The sequence below is a fragment of the Frankia sp. AgB1.9 genome, from assembly GCF_016786355.1.
Classification (GTDB): domain Bacteria; phylum Actinomycetota; class Actinomycetes; order Frankiales; family Frankiaceae; genus Pseudofrankia.
The window spans coordinates 19,540-38,323 of sequence record NZ_JADWYX010000025.1; the positions used below are offsets into that span (position 1 = coordinate 19,540).

Annotated in this window: 17 protein-coding genes; 9 read left to right on the top strand and 8 right to left on the bottom strand. The window is 73.0% G+C overall.

Annotation, left to right across the window (positions count from 1 at the left end; genetic code table 11):
- Positions 1–54: 54 nt before the first annotated feature.
- A complete protein-coding gene (locus I6A60_RS12010) occupies positions 55–483 on the bottom strand; it encodes an ester cyclase (protein ID WP_203024097.1) in 429 nt (142 codons plus the stop codon).
- Positions 484–606: 123 nt separating this feature from the next.
- On the opposite strand from I6A60_RS12010, the gene I6A60_RS12015 reads away from it, so the two are divergent.
- The 3 genes from I6A60_RS12015 (at position 607) to I6A60_RS12025 (ending at position 3,982) form a co-directional block, all read left to right on the top strand.
- The gene (locus tag I6A60_RS12015; protein ID WP_203024095.1) at positions 607–1,239 is read left to right on the top strand and encodes a TetR/AcrR family transcriptional regulator; all 633 of its coding nucleotides are present in this window, start codon (positions 607–609) and stop codon (positions 1,237–1,239) included.
- Between the two features lie 125 nt (positions 1,240–1,364).
- A complete protein-coding gene (locus I6A60_RS12020; RefSeq protein WP_203042588.1) occupies positions 1,365–2,039 on the top strand; it encodes a DUF4304 domain-containing protein in 675 nt (224 codons plus the stop codon).
- 365 nt (positions 2,040–2,404) lie between these two features.
- The gene (locus tag I6A60_RS12025; protein ID WP_203024091.1) at positions 2,405–3,982 is read left to right on the top strand and encodes an AAA family ATPase; all 1,578 of its coding nucleotides are present in this window, start codon (positions 2,405–2,407) and stop codon (positions 3,980–3,982) included.
- A 60-nt stretch (positions 3,983–4,042) separates the two neighbouring features.
- Here I6A60_RS12025 and I6A60_RS12030 read toward each other — a convergent pair whose 3' ends face one another.
- Positions 4,043–5,047 (bottom strand): GlxA family transcriptional regulator, encoded by a 1,005-nt coding sequence (locus tag I6A60_RS12030; RefSeq protein WP_203024089.1) that lies wholly within the window; start codon positions 5,045–5,047, stop codon positions 4,043–4,045.
- Between the two features lie 117 nt (positions 5,048–5,164).
- Here I6A60_RS12030 and I6A60_RS12035 point away from each other — a divergent pair, with 117 nt between their 5' ends.
- On the top strand, positions 5,165–5,821 hold the full coding sequence (locus tag I6A60_RS12035) for a cysteine hydrolase family protein (RefSeq protein ID WP_203024087.1): 657 nt from the start codon (positions 5,165–5,167) through the stop codon (positions 5,819–5,821).
- Here the strand turns inward: I6A60_RS12035 and I6A60_RS12040 are convergent.
- Positions 5,771–8,026 (bottom strand): MMPL family transporter, encoded by a 2,256-nt coding sequence (locus I6A60_RS12040; RefSeq protein ID WP_238435280.1) that lies wholly within the window; start codon positions 8,024–8,026, stop codon positions 5,771–5,773. The genes I6A60_RS12035 and I6A60_RS12040 overlap by 51 nt on opposite strands.
- An 80-nt stretch (positions 8,027–8,106) precedes the next feature.
- Between I6A60_RS12040 and I6A60_RS12045 the strand changes: the two genes are divergently transcribed.
- Positions 8,107–9,507: an aspartate aminotransferase family protein gene (locus tag I6A60_RS12045; protein WP_203024085.1), complete on the top strand. Its 1,401-nt coding sequence runs from the start codon at positions 8,107–8,109 to the stop codon at positions 9,505–9,507.
- On the opposite strand, the gene I6A60_RS12050 is transcribed toward I6A60_RS12045, so the two are convergent.
- The 4 genes from I6A60_RS12050 to I6A60_RS12065 all read right to left on the bottom strand — a co-directional run bounded on the left by I6A60_RS12050 (position 9,467) and on the right by I6A60_RS12065 (position 14,144).
- A complete protein-coding gene (locus I6A60_RS12050) occupies positions 9,467–10,465 on the bottom strand; it encodes a TIGR01777 family oxidoreductase (RefSeq protein ID WP_203024083.1) in 999 nt (332 codons plus the stop codon). The genes I6A60_RS12045 and I6A60_RS12050 overlap by 41 nt on opposite strands.
- 15 nt (positions 10,466–10,480) lie before the next feature.
- Entirely contained in the window at positions 10,481–11,191 is a 711-nt protein-coding gene (locus tag I6A60_RS12055) for a TetR/AcrR family transcriptional regulator (RefSeq protein ID WP_203024081.1), read from the bottom strand.
- A gap of 337 nt (positions 11,192–11,528) precedes the next feature.
- Entirely contained in the window at positions 11,529–13,715 is a 2,187-nt protein-coding gene (locus tag I6A60_RS12060) for a hypothetical protein (RefSeq protein ID WP_203024079.1), read from the bottom strand.
- A gap of 180 nt (positions 13,716–13,895) precedes the next feature.
- Positions 13,896–14,144: a hypothetical protein gene (locus I6A60_RS12065; protein ID WP_203024077.1), complete on the bottom strand. Its 249-nt coding sequence runs from the start codon at positions 14,142–14,144 to the stop codon at positions 13,896–13,898.
- 206 nt (positions 14,145–14,350) lie between these two features.
- Here I6A60_RS12065 and I6A60_RS12070 point away from each other — a divergent pair, with 206 nt between their 5' ends.
- From I6A60_RS12070 to I6A60_RS12080, 3 genes are read left to right on the top strand one after another with little or no spacing between them, the layout of a single operon-like run.
- On the top strand, positions 14,351–15,355 hold the full coding sequence (locus I6A60_RS12070; RefSeq protein ID WP_203055611.1) for a Nif3-like dinuclear metal center hexameric protein: 1,005 nt from the start codon (positions 14,351–14,353) through the stop codon (positions 15,353–15,355).
- A complete protein-coding gene (locus I6A60_RS12075; protein WP_203021610.1) occupies positions 15,352–16,095 on the top strand; it encodes a zinc ribbon domain-containing protein in 744 nt (247 codons plus the stop codon). The genes I6A60_RS12070 and I6A60_RS12075 overlap by 4 nt, the downstream gene beginning before the upstream one ends.
- Complete coding sequence (locus I6A60_RS12080) at positions 16,096–17,259, top strand: bifunctional RNase H/acid phosphatase (RefSeq protein WP_203055612.1); 1,164 nt, start codon at positions 16,096–16,098, stop codon at positions 17,257–17,259.
- Positions 17,260–17,264: 5 nt separating this feature from the next.
- On the opposite strand, the gene I6A60_RS12085 is transcribed toward I6A60_RS12080, so the two are convergent.
- Positions 17,265–17,759: a hypothetical protein gene (locus I6A60_RS12085; RefSeq protein WP_203018742.1), complete on the bottom strand. Its 495-nt coding sequence runs from the start codon at positions 17,757–17,759 to the stop codon at positions 17,265–17,267.
- A 235-nt stretch (positions 17,760–17,994) separates the two neighbouring features.
- Between I6A60_RS12085 and I6A60_RS12090 the strand changes: the two genes are divergently transcribed.
- A complete protein-coding gene (locus I6A60_RS12090; protein ID WP_203018744.1) occupies positions 17,995–18,774 on the top strand; it encodes an LON peptidase substrate-binding domain-containing protein in 780 nt (259 codons plus the stop codon).
- Positions 18,775–18,784 lie beyond the last annotated feature (10 nt).

Below are 18,784 nucleotides of genomic sequence, written 5' to 3' on the forward strand. Positions count from 1 at the left end.
CGGGCGGGCCGGCCGGGGGGGGCCCCCCCCCCCGGCTCTGAAGGTGTTCGGTCGTCAGATCGCGGCGGTGACCGCGACCTGCGCCGCGAGCTGGTCGACGCCGACGTAGGCCCAGTGCCGGATGCCGCGGGCGCCCTCGTCGCACTGGACGATGTGGAACTGCTCGACGGCCACCTGGCTGCCGGTCGGCGCGATCCCGAACAGCGGTGCGCCGGTGTGGGTGCCGGTGAGGTGGACGCGGGCGGCGACCCTGTCCCCCTCGGCGACCAGGTCCTCGACCGAGGCCGCCAGGTCGGGCAGGGCCGCGCGCAGCATCCGGATGTTGCCCTTCAGATGCGCGCGGAAGTCCGGCTCGTCGTCGGCGAAGGGGTGCCGGTCGACGGCCTCGGGGGCCAGGCAGGCGTCGACGACGTCGAGGTCGCCCTGGGTGAAGGCCTCCTCGAAGACGCGGCGGACGGTGCGCTTGTTCGCTTCGGTGTCCACGACCTGTTCCTTTCCTGATCATGCGCCTGGGCGCGAGTCTGGGTGCAGTCGATCTGCTTTAACTGCACTCGTGATGCTTTTAATGCAGCATCACTGCATCGAAGGCAGTGCTACTGTACCCACGTGGCTCCGGCTGTCAACACACCCACGTATCGGCAGATTCAGGCGCAGCAGACCCGCGACCGCATCGCCGAGGCGGCCCGTCGGCTGTTCGCGGCCCGGGGCTACCGGGCGACGAGCATGGAGGCGATCGCGGCCGAGGCCGGCGTCGCGGCGAGGACCGTCTACTCGGCCTTCGGCGCGAAGCGGGAGATCCTGTCGGCCATCTGCGAGCGGTGGCTGGAAGAGGCCGGCGCTCGCCCGCTCGCCGAGGTGACGATCGCCGAGCCCGACCCGAGGTCGCGCCTGCACGCGGCCGCCCACTGGCTACGGGCGCTGTACGAGGCCGGCTTCGACGTCGTGACCCTGTTCGCGGCCGCCTCGGACGAGGACGCCGAGACCCGGGCCCTCCTGCAGGCGAAGCTCGCCGGCCGCAACCGGGTGATGGACGCGATCATCGCGTCGCTCGACGGCACCCTGCGGGTCCCCGTCGCCCAGGGACAGGCGATCTACCGCGCGCTCGCGGCTCCCGGCGTGTACGGCGAGCTGGTCGTCGAGTCCGGCTGGCCACCCGACGCGTTCGAGCAATGGGTCGCGCACACGTTGGTCCGCGAGCTGCTCGATCCAGCGCCGTCGACGCCCCAGCCGCCGCCGTGAGCGGCCGGGCTGATCGCTGCTCTTGACCCTTTGAGTGGACCCGTCCGGCCTTCTCGGGCCTTCAGACTGTGCCAGACCCGATGGCCGGGGAGTCGACGGCTCTCAGCGTTCGAGATGATGACGCTGTGGCTGCACGAGATCATCTCAAGGTCGTGTTGCGGACGATCGTCGGTCCGTTTCTCCGTGAGCAGGGCTTCAAGGGGTCCGGGACCTCCTGGCTGCTGCGTTCGGCATCGAGTGATGTTGCTGTCGTGAACGTGCAGAGTTCCAAGTTCAGTAATGCCGACCGGCTGGACTGCTTGATCAATTTGGCTGTGGTGCCGGCGCCTTGGTGGGAGTGGGAGCACAAGGACCTGTCGGCCGCGCCGACCTCGACGCCGAAGGAATACGACGGGTTATGGCGCGATCGCCTCTCTCCGACGGGGGCCGAGCCCGGCTACGAGGCGTGGTGGACCATCACCGACGAACAGTCCTCGGCCGTCGTGGCCGTGGACATGGTCGACAGGCTCCAGAGCCGCGGTGTGCCGACCCTTCGCAGGCTGTTGGACCGATCCGAGTTCATCGCGAGTGTCCGCCGCGCTGACCTCGGACCTCTGACCGGTCTAGTCCACCGCCGCTTTCTTGATCGCGCACTCGCGATCCTGCTCGCCGATGACGGACCGAGTACCGAGCTCGACGAGGTGCTGACGCGGCTCGCTCTCGATCCCGGCGAGGTAGGTGGCATCGCAGCTCCGGACCTCATCGCGTGGGCGAAAGCCCGCGCATCCGGTCGCGCGAAGGACGGGACCACGGGCGGATGACCGGGTCCGATGGCGTCGCGCGGCGGGTCGCTGTGGGATGCCCATTCCCCGTTGTGCCGAAAGGTCAATAGCTCGCGGGCCCTTGGCCGAGCGCTCCTGGGCTACAAGTCACACGGTTCGGCTGCTTGGCTGCCGGCGTCGAGCTGGGACGCCTCCCGGCCGGCAGGCAAATAGCGCGCGCTGCAGCCGGCGCTCACAGGAGGCACGGCTAGAACACCCATGCCATGAGACGGTCGCGCTCGACGACCCACGAGCTGATCTGACCAGCCGCAGCCCAGCTGACCGGCGACCGGCCGTAGATCATCGATCAGCCGTAGGGTGGGCGCAGAGAGCACGAGGCGTGTGATGTGGAGAAACGGGGATCGATGACTCGGCGGTTCAACACAGCCGGCCCGTGCCTGCCCACCGAGCACTACATGATCCCGGCTCTGTCCCGGCTGCCGGAGGCCCCCGAACTGGTGGACCTCAAGGCCTACTTCGTCGTGCACGCACCGCGTCAGACCGGCAAGACGACCGCACTTCGCGCTCTCGCACACGAGTTGACTGCGCAGGGCACCTACGCCGCCCTCATGGTCTCCTGCGAGGCAGCCCGCGCGGCAGGCGACGACTACGCCGCGGCGGCGCGCATCATCCTCGATCGAATCCGCGCCAGCGCCGAAGACACCCTGACAGCCGACCTGCGTCCCCCGCTCTGGCCACAGGCGTCGGGAGGCTCGCTACTCGTCGAGGCGCTAAGAGTCTGGGCCCACGACTGCCCTCGCCCGCTGGTGCTGTTCCTCGACGAGATCGACGCGCTCCAGGGCCAAACGCTGCTCAGCGTGCTCAGCCAGCTGCGCGACGGCTACAACAGCCGGCCCGCTCCCTTCCCCTGGTCCGTAGCCCTCTGCGGCCTGCGCGACGTCCGCGACTATAAGGCCGCTGCGGGCGGTAATCCGCTCCGACTCGGCACATCCAGCCCCTTCAACATCAAACTTAAATCGCTACGACTGGGTGACTTCTCCCCCGACGAAGTCGCCAACCTCTACGGCCAGCACACCTCCGACACGGGCCAGCAGTTCGCCCCCGGCGCCGTCGAACGCGCCTACGAACTTACGGGTGGACAGCCCTGGCTGGTCAATGCCCTCGCTCAGGAGGTCGTCGAGGAAATCCGGGTGCCAGCCGCAGAGCCGATCACAATTGCGCACCTTGACCAGGCCAAGGAACGCCTGATCCTCACCCGCGCCACCCACCTGGACTCGCTTGCCGCCAAGCTCGCCGAACCGCGGGTCCGCAGCGTCATCGGCCCACTCCTCGCCGGCGACCCACTCCAGCTCGACCCCTACGACGACGACCTCAGCTACGTCCGCGACCTCGGCCTCATCGCCCCCACCGCACCCGTCCGACCCGCGAACCCCATCTACCGCGAAGTCATCGCCCGAGTCCTCTCCTCCAGCATCCAGGAAAGCGTCACCGCCAACCCCCACTCCTTCATCCGACCCGACAACACGTTCGACTTCCCCAAGATGCTCGACGAGTTCGCCGAATGGTGGACCGAAAACGGCGATTTCCTCATCAGCACCGGCTACTACAGCGAAGCCGCACCACAGCTCATCCTCATGGGATACCTCCAACGCGTCGTCAACGGCGGCGGACAAGTCGAACGCGAATACGCCGTCGGCTCCGGACGCATCGACCTCCACATCCGCTGGCCCTACGAAGCGCCCGACGGCACCCACCACCTCCAACGCGAAGCCATCGAGATCAAAACCTGGCGCGCCAGCCGGCCGAACCCCCTCAACGCCGGCCTCAAACAGCTCGACCGCTACCTCAGTCGACTCGGCCTCAACACCGGCACCCTCGCCATCTTCGACCAACGCCCCGACGCCCCCACCATCGACGAACGCACCACCCTCACCACCGAGACCAGCCCCGCCGGCCGCACCATCACCGTCCTCAACGGCTGACCCCACACGATCAGCGCCGGGTCTCGCTTCGCTGTCGACGGCGAGGGTGGGCGCGGTCGGTCACCTGGACGCGAACGCGGCGCGGTAGGCCTGGGGGGACACGCCGACCAGCCGCCGGAAGTGTGGCCGTAGTGCCACGCCGTCCGAAAAGCCGGCCAGCCCGGCGACCGCCTCGACGCCGAGGTCGCTCGACTCCAGCAGCTGCCGCGCCCGCAGCACCCGCTGGCCGAGCAGCCACTGCAGGGGCGAGCTGCCGACGTGTGCGCGAAAGCGCCGGTCGAAGGTCCGCCGGCTCATGTGCGCGCATCCGGCCATCGCGTCGACGTCCAGGTCGACGTCGGCCAGGTTGGCCAGCGCGAACTCGACCGCCGCCGCCAGCGCGTCGCCCGTCCGCGGCGTCGGGACCGGGCGTTCGATGTACTGCGTCTGGCCGCCGGCTCGATGCGGCGCGACGACGAGCGCCCGGGCCACCGCGTTCGCCGCGGCCGGGCCGTGCCCGCGGCGCAGCAGGTGCAGGCAGGCGTCGATGCCGGCCGCGCTGCCGGCGCTGGTGACCACGCTGCCCTCGTCGACGTAGAGCACGTCGGGGTCGACGCGAACCTCGGGATGGTCGTGGGCGAGCGTCGCGGCGTGCGCCCAGTGCGTCGTCGCCCGTCGCCCGTCCAACAGCCCGGCGGCGGCGAGCACGAACGCGCCCAGGCACAGCCCGACGACCGTGGCTCCATCGCGGTGCGCCGTGACCAACCCGTCGAGCAGCTCGGTGGACGGCGGTTCGCCGCGGCCCGGCTCACGCCAGCCCGGCACGATCACGGTCCCGGCCGACGCCAGCGCGTCGAGCCCGTACGGCGGGTCGAGGGTGATCCCGGCCGAGGTACGCAGCGGCGCCGGCTCGCCCGCGACCGCGAGCACGTCGAACCGCGGCACGTCGGGATGCCCGGCGGCGCCACCGAACACGCGCGCGGGCACCGACGCCTCGAACATCGGGATGTCGTCGCCGAAGACGACCGCGACGGTGGAAGCGCTCCGCGCCCGGGGGCCGTCCGGTGTCGAGGCGTCGAAGATCATGGCTTGATCCTATCGGATGGTGTCTTTCAGGCCACTCACGATCGGACCGGCGCAGGCGCGAACCTGAGGGAGTCGCCGGCGCGGGCCGGCGTCCCAACGCTCAGGAGGGCCACGCCGATGACCGAGAGACCGACGATCGAGACGACCGGGGCCGGTTCCCTCCGGCGCGCCCTCGTCGTGATCGACGTGCAGAACGAGTACGACGCCGGCGGCGCGCTGCCGGTGGTCCACCCGCCGTTCGCCGTGGGGGTGGCCAACGTGGCCGCGGCGATGGACGCGGCCCGCGAGCGCGGGCTGCCGGTCGTCGTCATCCAGCACGACGCGCCCGCGGGCTCCCCCGCCTTCGCCCCGGGCAGCCCAGGCTGGGAGCTCCATCCAGCGGTCGGCGGGCGTCCGCGCGACGCGCTGTTCCGCAAGACCCTGCCCGGTTCGTTCACCGGCACCGGCCTGGAGGAGTGGCTGCGCGCCCACGCGATCGACACCCTGACGATCGTCGGCTTCATGACGCACTGGTGCGTCGACACCACCACCCGCCAGGCGGTGCACGCCGGGTTCTCCGTGGAGGTGCTGGCCGACGCCACCGGCACGATCGCCTACGCGAACAGCGTCGGCACGCTGGACGCGCGGCAGATGCACGAGCGGGCGCTGACCGTGCTGCACGGCGGCATGGCGGCCGTCGGCACCACCGAGGCCTGGCTCGCGGCGCTGCGCGACGGCGGCCGGCTACCCGCCAGCTCGCTGCCCGAGTCCGCTCTCGCGGCCACCGTCACCTGAAACCACCGGCCTGGGCGCCGGCTCGGACTCCGGCCTGGGCTCGGGCACCGGGTGGGGCCCGGAGTCGCCTTCGAGGCGGGGCAGCGCGCGGTCGAGCCAGCCGGGCAGCCACCAGTTGGCCCGACCGAGCAGGAACATGGCCGCCGGGACGACGACCAGTCGGATCAGGGATGCGTCGATCAGCACGCTGGCGCCCAGTCCGAGCGCGATCATCTTGATGACGACGTTGCTGGAGAGCAGGAATGCGAGGAAGACGCTGGTCATGATGAGGGCGGCGCAGGTGATGACCCGGGCGGTCGCGGCGAGCCCGTCCGCGACGCTGCGGCCGTTGTCGCCGGTGGCGAGCCAACGTTCGCGGACCCGGGAGAGCAGGAAGACCTCGTAGTCCATCGACAGCCCGAACACGATGGCGAACATCATCATCGGCACGTACGACTCGATGGGCACCTTCTCGTCGACGCCTAGCAGCGAGCCGCCCCAGCCCCACTGGAAGACGGCGACGACGACGCCGTAGGCCGCGCCGATCGAGAACAGGTTGAGCAGCGCGGCCTTCAGCGCGAGGAACGGACTGCGGAAGCTGACGAGCAGCAGCAGGAACGCCGCGAGGATGACGACGGCGATGATGATCGGCAGCCGGGCGGAGACCTGGTCGCGGAAGTCGAGGTTCGCCGGCAGGTTCCCCGTCACGTAGGCGTGGCCGCCGGTCGCGGCGACCACGGCGGGCAGCGTCTCGTCGTGCAGCCGGGCGAGCAGGTGGTCGGTGGCCGGGTCCTGCGGGCCGGTGGTCGCCAGGACGGTGGCGACGAGCAGCGCGCCGTCGCCGGTGGTGCGCGCCGGGATGACCGTGGCGACGCCCGGCGTGCCGGCCAGTGCGCGGTCGAGGCCCGGAGCCAGGGCCGCGCCCGACTGGCCGTGGGCGAGCTGGATGACGACCGTGAGCGGGCCGTTCGCCCCCGGCCCGAACGCGTCGGTGATGGCGTCGTAGGCGCGGCGGTCGGTGTAGGAGGTCGGGTCGGCGCCCGCGTCGACGTGCCCGAGCGTCATCGACAGCAGCGGGACCGCGAGCACGGCCAGCGCGGCGACCCCGGCGCCCAGGAACCGCCATGGGTGGCGGCCCACCGTCGCCGCGTAACGGTGCCAGCCGGTCTCGCCGGCCTCGGTGGGCGCCTCGGCGACGGGGCGGCGCACCCGCAGCCGGTCGATGCGGCGCCCGGCCAGCCCGAGCAGGGCCGGTACGAGCGTGGTCGCGGCCAGCGCGGACACCGCGACGGTGATCGAGGCGGCCAGTCCCAGCTTGCCGACGAAGCCGATCCCGGAGGCGAACAGGCCAAGCAGCGCGATGACGACCGTCGCGGCCGCGACGAGCACGGACCGGCCGCTGGTGGCGAGCGTGCGGGCGACCGCCTCGGCCGGCTCGACCCCGTCCAGGACGAGCTGCCGGTGCCGGGTGGACAGGAACAGCGCGTAGTCGATCCCGACGCCCAGCCCGATCATGATGCCGAGCGTGGGCGACACCGACGAGAACGCGGTCACCGACGCGGCGACGCCGAGCACCCCGATGCCGGTTCCGATGCCGAACAGCGCCGTGAGGATCGGCAGCCCGGCGGCGTAGACGCTGCCGAACCCGACCAGCAGCACCACGATCGCGACGGCGATGCCGATGATCTCCGAACGTGCCTCGTTCGCCTTCGGCCGCGCGGCGTTGCCCAGGGCGCCGCCGTAGTCGACCTCGACCCCGGCATTTCGGGCCACGGCGACCGCCCGGTCGACGGTCGCCAGGTAGGACCGCCCCAGGGTCACCGGTTTGACGTCGAAACGCACCGTCGCGTAGGCGGTCCGGCCGTCCTTCGACACGGTCGTCACGGCGAGCGGGTCGCTGACGGCCAGGACGTGGGGAAGCCGCGCGAGGTTGTCCGCCGCCGCGGTCAGCTGGGACGCGTGGGAGCGCAGCGTGCCGGCCTCGACGGTGAACACGACCTGGCTGCCCAGGCCCCCGGCCTTCGGCGCGTGGGCCCGCAGCAGGTCGGCGCCCTGCTGGGCCGACGAGCGGGGCAGCTGGAAGTCGTCCGAGTAGCCGCCGCCTGTGACGCGATGACCGAGCGTCGCCGCGACGAGCAGCAGGACCCAGGCGGCGACGACCCACCAGCCGTGCCGCGCGCAGAACCCGCCAGCACGGGTCACCGGACCCGACCGAGGCGCTGTCATGACCGACACGGTAGGCGATGCGATGTCCGCCCAGGCCTGATCTGGGCCGCGTTGGGCCGGTTGTCCGGCAGGATGGGCCGGTGGACCGAGAAGACGACCAGGACCTGCTGCGCGCCGCCGCCGGGCTGGCGCTGGAGTACGCCGCGACGGTCGACGACCGCCCGGCGGCACCGGACGCGGCGGCGCTCGCGGGGCTGGCCGCGTTCGACGAGCCGCTGCCGGCGACCGGCGCGCCCGCCGCGCAGACCCTGAAGCTGCTGCACGCCGCCGGCAGCCCCGCCACCATGGCGTCCGCCGGCGCCCATTACTTCGGCTTCGTGATCGGCGCGACGCTGCCCGCGGCGCTCGGCGCCTCGTGGCTGGCCAGCGCCTGGGACCAGAACGCCGCCCTGCCCGCGATGTCTCCGGTGGCGGCCCGGCTGCACGAGGTGACCCGGGGCTGGCTGCTCGACGTCCTCGGCCTGCCGCCCGGCGCGGCCGTCGCCTACGTCACCGGAGCCACGATGGCGAACGCGGCGAGCCTGGCCGCCGCCCGCGACGCGCTGCTCGGCCGGCTCGGCTGGGACGCGCAGGCCGACGGCCTGTTCGGCGCCCCCGCGTTCGACGTCGTCGTCGGGGCCGGTGCCCACTCGACGCTGCGCAAGTCGCTCGGCCTGGTGGGGCTGGGTCGTTCCCGGGTGCACCTCGTCCCGACCGACGACCAGGGCCGGCTGCGCGCCGACCTGCTGCCCGACCTGCCCGGCCCGGTGCTGGTCTGCGCCCAGGCCGGCGAGGTGAACACCGGCGCGTTCGACCCGTTCGACGAGATCGCCGACTGGCTGGCCCGCCGCCCCGCCGAAGCGAAGGGCTGGCTGCACGTCGACGGCGCGTTCGGCCTGTGGGCGCTGGCCGACCCGGCCCGCCGGGACCGGCTGTGCGCCGGGCTCGACCGCGCCGACTCGTGGGCCACCGACGGCCACAAGTGGCTCAACGTCACGCACGACTGCGGCATCGCCTTCGTCCGTGACCCGGCCCACCTGCGGAACACGTTCAGCGCGGCGGCCGGCTACGTGCCCCTCGGCGACACGTTCGACGCGATGCACCACACCCCGCAGTCCTCGCAGCGGGCCCGCCAGGTCGAGGTGTGGGCGGCATTGCGCACTCTGGGCCGCGCCGGGGTCGCGGACCTCGTCGCCCGGTCCTGCGACGCGGCCGCCCTGATCGCCGACCGGCTGCGGCCCGAGCTGACGGTGCTCAACGACGTCGTCCTCAACCAGGTACTGCTGCGCGTCGACGGCCCGGCCGGGCCGGACGCGGCGGCCACGTCGGCGCTGATCGCCGAGATCCAGGCCGACGGCCGGATCTGGTGCGGCGGCACCCAGTGGGACGGCGCGCCCGCCCTGCGGGTCAGCGTCTCGTCCTGGAAGACCGGCCCCGACGACGCGGCGTTCGCCGCCGACGTCATCCTCGCCTGCGCCGCCCGGGTCCGCGCCGCGGCCTGACGCCGTCGGTCTCACCGGCCCGGGCCACCAGATCGTGGGCGGCCTCGGGCCAGGTGGGGAACTCGAAGGCGAAACCCGCGTCGAGCAGCCGCCCCGGCACCACCCGGCGGCTCTTCAGGAGCAGCTCGGTGTCGCTGCGCAGAACGAGGGCACCGAGCTCGGCCATCCACCGCGTCGCCGGCAGCCCGATCGGGACGCCAGCCGCCTCGCGCAGGGCCGCCATGAACGCGCGCATCGGCAGCGGACTGGCGGTGGCGAGGTTGACCGGGCCCGCGACGTCGTCCCGGTCCAGGAGGAGGTCGACGGCCCGGGCCAGGTCGTCTCCGTGAATCCAGGACATGTACTGCCGGCCTCCGGCGACCGGCCCGCCGAGGCCGCTCCGGGTCAGGCGCAGCAGCATGTCGAAGGCGCCGCCGCGGGCGGGGGCCATGACGATCGACGTGCGCAATGCGACCTTGCGGGTGTCGGGGGTCGCCGCGTCGGCCTGGGCCTGTTCCCACTTGCGGGCGATGTCGACGCTGTAGGCCCAGTAGGCCGGGACGCCGGCCTCGGAGCCGCCGAGGACGCCCGTCGCCTCGTCGTTGGCGTGCTCGTAGGTATGCGCGTAGATCGTGGCCGTGCTCATCTGCAGCCACACCCGCGGCGGCCTGGCGGCCTGGGCGATCGCGGCGCCGACGACGGTGGCCGAGTCGACCCGCGAGGCCATCATCTCCCGCAGGTTGGCCTCGGTGTAGCGGCAGTTCACGCTGCGCCCGGCGAGGTTGATCACCGCGTCGGCGCCGTCGAGCTCGGCGGCCCACTCCCCCGTGGTGCGCCCGTCCCAGGGGACGACGCGGGCGCCGGGCACCTGCGTGTCCGGGCGCCGACTGAGGACGACCACCTCGTGTCCCGCGGCCCGCAGTGAGCCCGTGAGCAGGCGTCCCAGGTGTCCGGTACCGCCCGGCATGACAATCTTCATAGCGTCCCGTCCTCGCTATCGGTGGTCGGCGCTCACGCGCAGGTCGGCCAGCAGGGTGTGCAGGTCTTCGGCGGCGGCCCTGAGCACCGGGAGCCGGGTGAGGGAGACGGTTCGGGCGATCATCCGGGCGGACGAGTCGACCAGCCGGCGGGTGCGGGCTTGGCCCGGCGAGGTGTCGTAGACCCAGAAGAGCGTGATGCCGAGGTAGGCGAGCCAGAGCAGTTCCGGGAGGTCCTTCGCGAGCGGGCCTCCGGGGCGGGTGTCGGGACCGGCGAGCACCTCGCGGAACAGCCCGATGGCGGCGGAACGGGCCGCGGACGACTCCGGGCTGAACGGGCTCGACGTCGAGGTCGGCGAGATCGCCACCCGGATGAACGACCCGGCGAACTCGTGGTAGGGCGACATCTCGTCGATCCCGGCGTGCAGCACTCCGCGCAGCCGCTCCGCGAGCCCACGGCCCCGCAACGCGTCGGCGGACCGGAGCCGGTGTCCTTCCTGGATCAGGGCGTAGAACTCCTGAACCAGCTCCTCCTTCGAGCCGAAGTAGTAGTAGGCGTTACCCAGCGAGACTCCGGCGGACTGCGCGATCCCGCGCATCGTCGTCTGGTCGTAGCCCCGGTCCCGGAACGACGCCAGCGCGGTCTGGAGAATCAGCGCCCGCGTCGCGGCACCCTTCGCTCGCTCGGCTGGTCGGACGACCTGATCGGAACCGTCGCCTGTACTCATCCGCGACTCCCGGGGCAGAGTTGAACACGTTCAAACCGCACAATACCGAACGATCTGAACGTGTTCAACTCTGCGTACGTCCTACGTGGGGGTGGTGAATCTCGTCTGCGGTGGAGCGCGGGGTAGGAGCGGAGCCTGACCCGGGCGTCCGGGTGATCGGGAAGCCGACGCGCGGCGTTCAGTCCCGGTATCGAGAGCCGCTCCACCCGTCATGATCGCGGTTTGGGCCCTGCGGTGGTTGTGAAAACGCCCTCGTCACGACCACCGCAGGGCCAAAACGGCGATCAAGGACTTGCCAGCGCGCCTCACCGCGAGCAGGGCCACGCCCCGCCTCGGGCTAGGCGATGCGGTTGGCGGGGAACCAGGCGCCGGAGGCGTCGCGGAACATCTGGTAGAGCCGGTCGGCGATGCGGACGACCACTTCCAGGTGGCCCTGGAACGTCGACTGCATCATCGCGACCGCGTCGACCTTGCCGAGGTTGGTGGCAAACGGCCGCGGGCCGCTCCACGGCGTGCCGAACGCCTGGTTGTTCCGGTAGAAGTGGATCAGCCCGGAGGTGGCGGACGGGACGATGACCTCGAAGTTGCGGGCGCCGGGGAAGCTGCTCTCGATCAGCACCGGGTTGCCGGCGGTGCCGTCGCCGAACCAGGCGGTCAGGTGCCAGGCCGCTGCCGGCGTCTGGTCACGGTAGATGTGCCCGAGCTTCGTGCCGGCCCGGATCACCGCCTCCAGCGCACCCGGTGGGGTGCCCCGGTCGCCCTGGATGAGGCTCACCGCGTCGATGTGGCCGAGCTCGGGCAGGATCTGGCGCGGGTTGCTCCACGGGTAGAGGAAGGCGTCGTTGTTGCGCCACATGGTCATCAGGCCGGTGCCGGTGGCGGGGTAGAGCATCTCGAAGTTGCCGTGGGCGCCGTAGCCGCCCTGCACGAACGACGGCACCCCGGCCGCGCCCGTCGCGATCTTGCTGGGCGTCGACCAGACGAAGGCCCCGGTGCTGTCCCGCCACAGGTGGTAGAGATCAGCCCCGACCCGCACGACGCACTCGATCGACCCCGGGTTCGACAGGGTGGACTGGATCATCGTGACCGCGTCGAGCTTGCCGAGGGCCTGCGCCGTCTGGAACGGGTCCTCCCACGGGTAGCCGGGCTGGTCGAAGTTCTCCCAGCGGTGGGTCAGCCCGTCGAACGACGACGGCACGACCAGCTGGAACTGCCCAAGCTGGCCGAGGCCCTTGGACTGGACCAGCACCGGGTTGCCCGACGCGCCGCGGCCCCAGCCGATGTGCGCCGGGGTGAACCGGCAGAACGCGAAGGTGTTGCCCCGCATCAGGCAGTCGACGGGGTTCGCCGCGCACGAGTCGCAGTTGCCGTTGGGCGCGCCGAAGCGACCGAAGGAGCCACCACAGTCGCAGCCGGACGAGCCGTACTCGTCGACGGCGCCGAAGACGTGGCTGGACTCGTGGGCGAACACCCGGTCGAGGTTGTCCGGGCCCCAGCCGTCGTTGGCGTAGGTGAGCACGATCCGCGGGCCGCCGATCGCGGCGTAGGCGAAGTACTGCACCGGGTACTTGGTGACGAACGCGACATAGCCCCACGCGGTCCCCAGCCGGGAGCGGATCGCGTTCGCGTAGTCGTAGACGCCGTCGAAGTTGGCCTGGTAGCCGAGCTTCGCCATCGTCGGGTCACGCCAGTAGGCCTCGAGGTCCGACTGGGAGGCGTCCGCGGGCTGGGTCAGCCGCACGATCTGGATGTCGTAGCTGAAGGTGATCCCGGCGGCCGGGTTGCTGGTCGCCAGCCATGACAGGCCGTTCTGCGCCTCGGCGACGACCTTCGTCCGCTCGGCGGCGGTGAACTGCAGGTCGGCGGTCGGCCCCTCGACCATGATCAGCCCGACCGCGACGGCACCTTCGAGGTAGGAGCTCAGTGGCCCGGCGGTGGAGTTGGCGTCGCTGGCCGCGCCGCCGCCGTCCCCGCTGGTGGCTGTCGCGACGAGGGTCGCCGCGGCGGCGGGAGCCCCGGCTGCCGGCGGGGCGGCCGGACGGGTGTGGCGCGAGGCGCCGTGCGGGGGCGCGACGTCGGTGCAGGGGCGGTCCATGTCCCACGGCTCGCCGGCGCGGGGTCGGACCTGCTTGGCGCGACGGTAGGCGGCGCTCGCGCGCAGCCGGAAGGCCTCCAGGCCGAGGGTCTCGGTGCGGTCGAGCCCGGCCAGGCCCGCGGTGGCGACGACCGCGCCGTCCACCGGCCCGTAGGAGCCATTCACGGCACCCGGGACCGGCTTCGCGACGGCGGTCGCCGGCCCGTCGCCGCTGCCGGGGGCGCCGAACACGTGGACCCGGCCGTAGCGGTGCAGCGTCCGTTCGCCCGTCCCGGGGTCAGCGCCGGCCTCGGCGCCGGTCGGCGCGGCGGTGGGCTGCTGACCGGCTGGCCCGGCCGCGATCACGGCCTCCCGCGGTCCGGCCGCCGTGGCGTCGGACGCGCCGGGCGCGATGAACACCCGCTCGTCGGCCGGAACATCCCCCGCCATAATGATCTTTTGTCCTCTCATTGGTGCGCCGTGGGGAGACCCGTGGGGATTTGTATCGCGCCAAACCCGCCGGATGTCATGGTTCCGGAGAGCTAGACACCGTCCTACCGCGTCTCGCTATCGCGTCCGGACGTCCGGTCTGATACCGGCCCAATCAGAGCCGCTGGATTCGCGGCTGGCTCAGCCAGGCATCCGGTGCTGCGGGCCGCCACCGGTCGACGGGCCGCCGGACATGTCGGGCCAGGCCGGCATCTGCATCGGCATGCCCGGTGAGAGGCCGTTCTGACTGGCCTGCGCGGCCTGCGCGGTCATGGCTTCGGAGACCTTACGCATGATCGCTTCGACGAGCCGGACCGCTTGGCCTGTTGCCAGGTTGAGCACGATCTCGGAGTCGCCGGCGACCTGGAAACGAACCGACACGTCGGCCATCCGTGGTCTCCTCTTCGTCGTAGATGCCAGACACGTCCCGATGTGGGCGGTCTGTGTGGCAGTGACCGGAGAAACGTAGCGCGTGCGTGTCGGCGGAGTTCTCCGGTGGGCGGCCAGAAGACGGCCCGGTGGGAATTCGCGCGGCCGTCCCAGCCGGCCCGCGCCGCGCGGCCGTCTGCCCGCGCGCCGCCGGTAGGGTCGGGTCGATGACCGATCTTCCGAACGCGGCGCCGGCCGGAGGTGCCGGGCGACCGGCGACCGTGGCCGACTGCGTCGCCGCCCTCGAGGAGGCCTACCCGCCTGGGTTCGCCGAGTCGTGGGACGCCGTCGGGCTGTCGGTCGGCGAGCCGGGTGCCACGGTGGGCCGGGTCCACTTCGCCGTCGACCCGACCGTGGAGGTCGCCGCCGAGGCGGCCGCGCTCGGCGCCGGCCTGCTCGTCACCCACCACCCGTTGTTCCTGCGTGGCGTGCACGGCGTCGCCACCACGACCGCCGGCGGCCGGGTCGTCACGACGCTGATCCGGGCCGGCGCCGCGCTCTTCACGGCGCACACGAATGCCGATGTGGCCTGCCGCGGGGTCAACGACGCGCTCGCCGCCGCGCTCGGCCTCCTCGACGTCCGCCCGCTCGCCGAGGGCCGCTCGCTCACCGAGGGCAGGTCGCTCACCGAGGGCAGCTCGCTCACCGAGGGCACAGCCAACCCGGGGCTCGGGCGGATCGGCGAGCTGCCGGCCGTCGAGCCGCTGTCGGCGTTCTGCGCCCGGGTCGCCGGCGCGCTGCCGGCGACCGCCGCCGGGGTCCGCGCCACCGGTGACCCCGACCGGCCGGTCCGCCGCGTCGCCGTCTGCGGCGGCTCCGGCGGGGAGCTCGCCGGCGCGGCGGCCGCGGCCGGCGCCGACGTGTTCCTCACCGCCGACGGGCGCCACCACCACGTGCTCGACGCGGTCGCCGCGCTGCCGGTCACGATCGTCGACGTGGCGCACTGGGCCAGCGAGTGGCCGTGGCTCGACTACGCGGCCGAGCGGCTCACGACCGCCCTCGCGGCCCACGGCCGTACCGTGGTCACGTCGGTGTCGACGCTCGTGACCGACCCGTGGCGGCTGCACCTCCCCACCGCGCCCGCGGACGACACAGCCAGCCCGGCGGCTGGCGCGCCCGCCACCGAAACCCAGAAGAGCCCTGCCTGCCGAGGAGTCCCTGACATTCGATGAAGGCCGACCCAGCCACCCAGCTCCGCCTCCTCGACCTGCAGGTCCTCGACTCCAGCCTGGACCGGCTGGCGGCGCGGCGCCGTGACCTGCCGGAGCTCGCCGTCATCGCCGAACACGCGAAGGCCGTCGAGTCGTTGAAGGCCGACGTCGTCCGGGTCGAGACCGAGATCAGCGACCTGGGCCGGACGCAGCGGCGGCTCGACGACGAGATCGACCTGGTGCGCTCCCGCGCCGACCGGGACCGCCGCCGGCTGGAGTCCGGCCAGGTCGGGAACGCCCGCGAGCTGGAGAACCTGCAGGCGGAGCTGGCCTCGCTGGCCCGCCGGCAGGGCGTCCTCGAGGACGAGGCGCTGGAGAAGATGGAGGCCGCGGAGGAGCTCGACGGCCGGCTGGTCAAGCTCGCCGCCGAGCGGGACCGGGTCCAGGCCGAGCTCGACGCCGCCGTCCGGGCCCGGGACGAGGCCTTCGGCCAGATCGACGCGCAGGCCGGCGACCAGCGTCGCGCGCGCGACCAGCTCGCCCCGGTGCTGCCCGCGCCACTGGTGACGCTCTACGAGAAGATCCGCGCGAGCTCCAGCGGCGTCGGCGCGGCGAAGCTGGTCCGCCGCCGGTGCGAGGGCTGCCACCTGGAGCTCTCGGGTGCCGAGCTGCGCGAGGTCGCGACCGCTGCCGCCGACGAGGTGGTCCGCTGCGAGGAGTGCCGCCGGATCCTGATCCGCACCGCCGAGTCGGGGCTCTAGGTGGCGGCGAAGGTCGTCATCGAGGCCGACGGCGGGTCGCGGGGCAACCCCGGTCCGGCCGGCTACGGCGCCCTCGTGCGGGACGCCGACAGCGGCGCCCTGCTGGCCGAGCGGGCCGGCGCGATCGGCGTCGCCACCAACAACGTCGCCGAGTACCAGGGGCTGATCGCCGGGCTGCGGGCCGCGGCCGAGGTCGCGCCGGACGCCGACGTCGAGGTCCGGATGGACTCGAAGCTCGTCGTCGAGCAGATGAGCGGCCGGTGGAAGATCAAGCACCCGGCGATGCGGCCGCTGGCCGCCGAGGCGGCCGAGCTCGTCGCCGCCCGGCCGGCCCCGGTCCGCTACCGGTGGATTCCGCGCGAGCGCAACAAGGACGCGGACCGGCTGGCCAACGAGGCGATGGACGCTGCGGCCGCTGGCCGCACCTGGGAGCCGTCGACGCCGCAGTCCCCCGATCCGGCTCCGGTCGAGACCCCGGCCACGCGCCGGCCGACCGGCTGGGTCGCGCCGGCGCCGGCGACCTGGACGGTGCTGCTGCGCCACGGGCAGACGAAGGTGTCGGTCGAGAAGCGGTTCGGCGGCCTGGTCGACGCGCCACTCACCGAGGTCGGTCTGGCCCAGGCCGCGGCGGCGGGTGCCCGGCTGCGCGGCGAGGCGTTCGACGCCGTCATCACCTCACCGCTGCGCCGGGCCCGCCGGACCGCCGAGGCGGCGCTGCCCGGCCTGGTCCCGGCGGCGGGGCGCGACGAGGTGGAGTTCGTCGTCGACGAGCAGTTGCGGGAGACCGACTTCGGGGCGTGGGAGGGGCTGACGTTCGCCGAGGCGCGGGAACGCCACCCGGACGAGCTGTCCGCGTGGCTGGCCGACCCGGCCGTCCCGCCGCCCGGCGGGGAGAGCCTCGCGGCGACGATCGAACGGGTCCGGCTCGCGCTCGACCGGCACCGGGCCGAGCGCCCCGGCGGCCGGCTGCTCGTCGTCACCCACATGGGGCCGATCAAGTCGGCCGCGTCGCTGGCGCTGGCCGCCGGCCCCGCTGTCTTCTACCGGCTGCATCTGGGCCTGGCGTCGCTGACGACGATCGCCTGGTACGCGGACGGACCGGCCGTCCTGCACGCCTTCAACGACGTGAGCCACCTGCCGGGCGCCTCGCTGGCCGGCGAGTAGCTCGCTCAGCCCGTGGCCGCGTCGGGAGGCTCGTAGCCGGGCGCGTCCCAGGGAAGGCCCTGGCCGGTGCGGTCGTCGTCGCCGTGGTGGGCGTCGTGGTCCAGCCGGCTGAGCCAGGCCCGCACGAAGATCAGCTCAAGGTCGCCGAGCGTCGCGAGGACCTCGGGGGGCGGCGCTGCCTCGTAGACGCCGACGACGTAGGGCAGCGCGGCGATCCGCGGCGCGTCGGCGACCGGCAGCTCGACGAGGACCAGCCGGGGCGCGTACTCGTGGTGGACCGGGACGACCTCGCCGAGTGCCTCCAGCGCGGTCAGCGGCCGGGTCGGCGGGGGCGGCGGCGCGTACGCCGGCCGCGGGCCGACCGGTGGGACGGGGACCGGCGGCGGCGGGGCGCCCGGGCCGGGCGGTGTCCCGCTGCCCGGGGCGAGGACGACCAGCAGCTCCACCGGCTCGCACCCGGTGGGCGAGTCGTGCGCGCCGTCGGTCGTCTGGCCGGTCACGAGACGCCACCTCCCCCAACGCCACGGTAGCGCGCCGCACCGGCCGCCGGAACTGTCCGATGCCGGGCAGCCGATGACAGATCCGACAAACTTGACAGCGGATCGTAGCAGCACCGCGACACAGCGGTCATCGCCGGCTCGCCGCCGTGCGACCGGGGCCGCGAGCCTGGTCATGGCCGGGGCACACAGGTGGTCGCGGTGCGACGATGGGCACCGAGGGACGGAGGCGACGACGGTGACGGACGATCCCACCGACGCGGGCGGCGCGGCGGGCGACGACCCGACAGACGGCGGCGCGACGGGCGGCGAAGCGGTGCCGCGCCCAGCGGCGAACGAACCGCCGACCGAGCGGCTGGCGCTCTTCCCGCTGGGGACCGTGCTGCTGCCCGGCCTGCTGCTGCCGCTGCAGATCTTCGAGCCGCGCTACCGGGAGCTCGTCGGGGAGCTGCTGGAGCTGCCCGACGACGCGCCCCGCCAGTTCGGCGTGGTCGCGATCAAGCTCGGTCGGGAGGTCGGCGCGCAGACCCCCGAGCTGTACCGGGTCGGCTGCACCGCGCTGGTACGCCGGGCGGAGCTCCTGCCGGACGGCCGGTACTCGCTGCGGACCGTCGGCGAACGCCGGTTCGTGCTGCGCTCCGTCGACGCCGAGAGCCGGCCCTACCTCGTCGGCGACGTCACCTACCTGGCCGACGACAGCGGCGACGCCCAGGCCGCCGCGGCCCTGGTGCCGGTGGTCCAGGGCCTGCTGCGCGACTACACCGCGAAGCTCGCGGAGAACAAGGCCCTCGACATCGAGCTGCCCGACCTGCCCGAAGACCCGGTGACGCTGTCGTATCTGGTCGCGGCCGCCGTGGTCCCCGACATCGCGCGGCGCCAGGAGCTGCTGGAGGCCCCGAACGCCCTGAGCCGGCTGCGCGCCGAGCAGTCCCTGCTGCGCCGCGAGCTGGGCCTGCTGAACTCGATCACGACCGTCGCCAGCCCCAACCTGACCCGCATCCCTCCCAGCCTCAACTAGGCTCGGCGCC

Coding starts and splice junctions, on each gene's coding strand:
- I6A60_RS12025 (WP_203024091.1), top strand. CDS start 2,405: ATGACTCGGCGGTTCAACACAGCCGGCCCGTGCCTGCCCACCGAGCAC.
- I6A60_RS12030 (WP_203024089.1), bottom strand. CDS start 5,047: ATGATCTTCGACGCCTCGACACCGGACGGCCCCCGGGCGCGGAGCGCT.
- I6A60_RS12035 (WP_203024087.1), top strand. CDS start 5,165: ATGACCGAGAGACCGACGATCGAGACGACCGGGGCCGGTTCCCTCCGG.
- I6A60_RS12040 (WP_238435280.1), bottom strand. CDS start 8,026: ATGACAGCGCCTCGGTCGGGTCCGGTGACCCGTGCTGGCGGGTTCTGC.
- I6A60_RS12050 (WP_203024083.1), bottom strand. CDS start 10,465: ATGAAGATTGTCATGCCGGGCGGTACCGGACACCTGGGACGCCTGCTC.
- I6A60_RS12055 (WP_203024081.1), bottom strand. CDS start 11,191: ATGAGTACAGGCGACGGTTCCGATCAGGTCGTCCGACCAGCCGAGCGA.
- I6A60_RS12060 (WP_203024079.1), bottom strand. CDS start 13,715: ATGGCGGGGGATGTTCCGGCCGACGAGCGGGTGTTCATCGCGCCCGGC.
- I6A60_RS12065 (WP_203024077.1), bottom strand. CDS start 14,144: ATGGCCGACGTGTCGGTTCGTTTCCAGGTCGCCGGCGACTCCGAGATC.
- I6A60_RS12070 (WP_203055611.1), top strand. CDS start 14,351: ATGACCGATCTTCCGAACGCGGCGCCGGCCGGAGGTGCCGGGCGACCG.
- I6A60_RS12075 (WP_203021610.1), top strand. CDS start 15,352: ATGAAGGCCGACCCAGCCACCCAGCTCCGCCTCCTCGACCTGCAGGTC.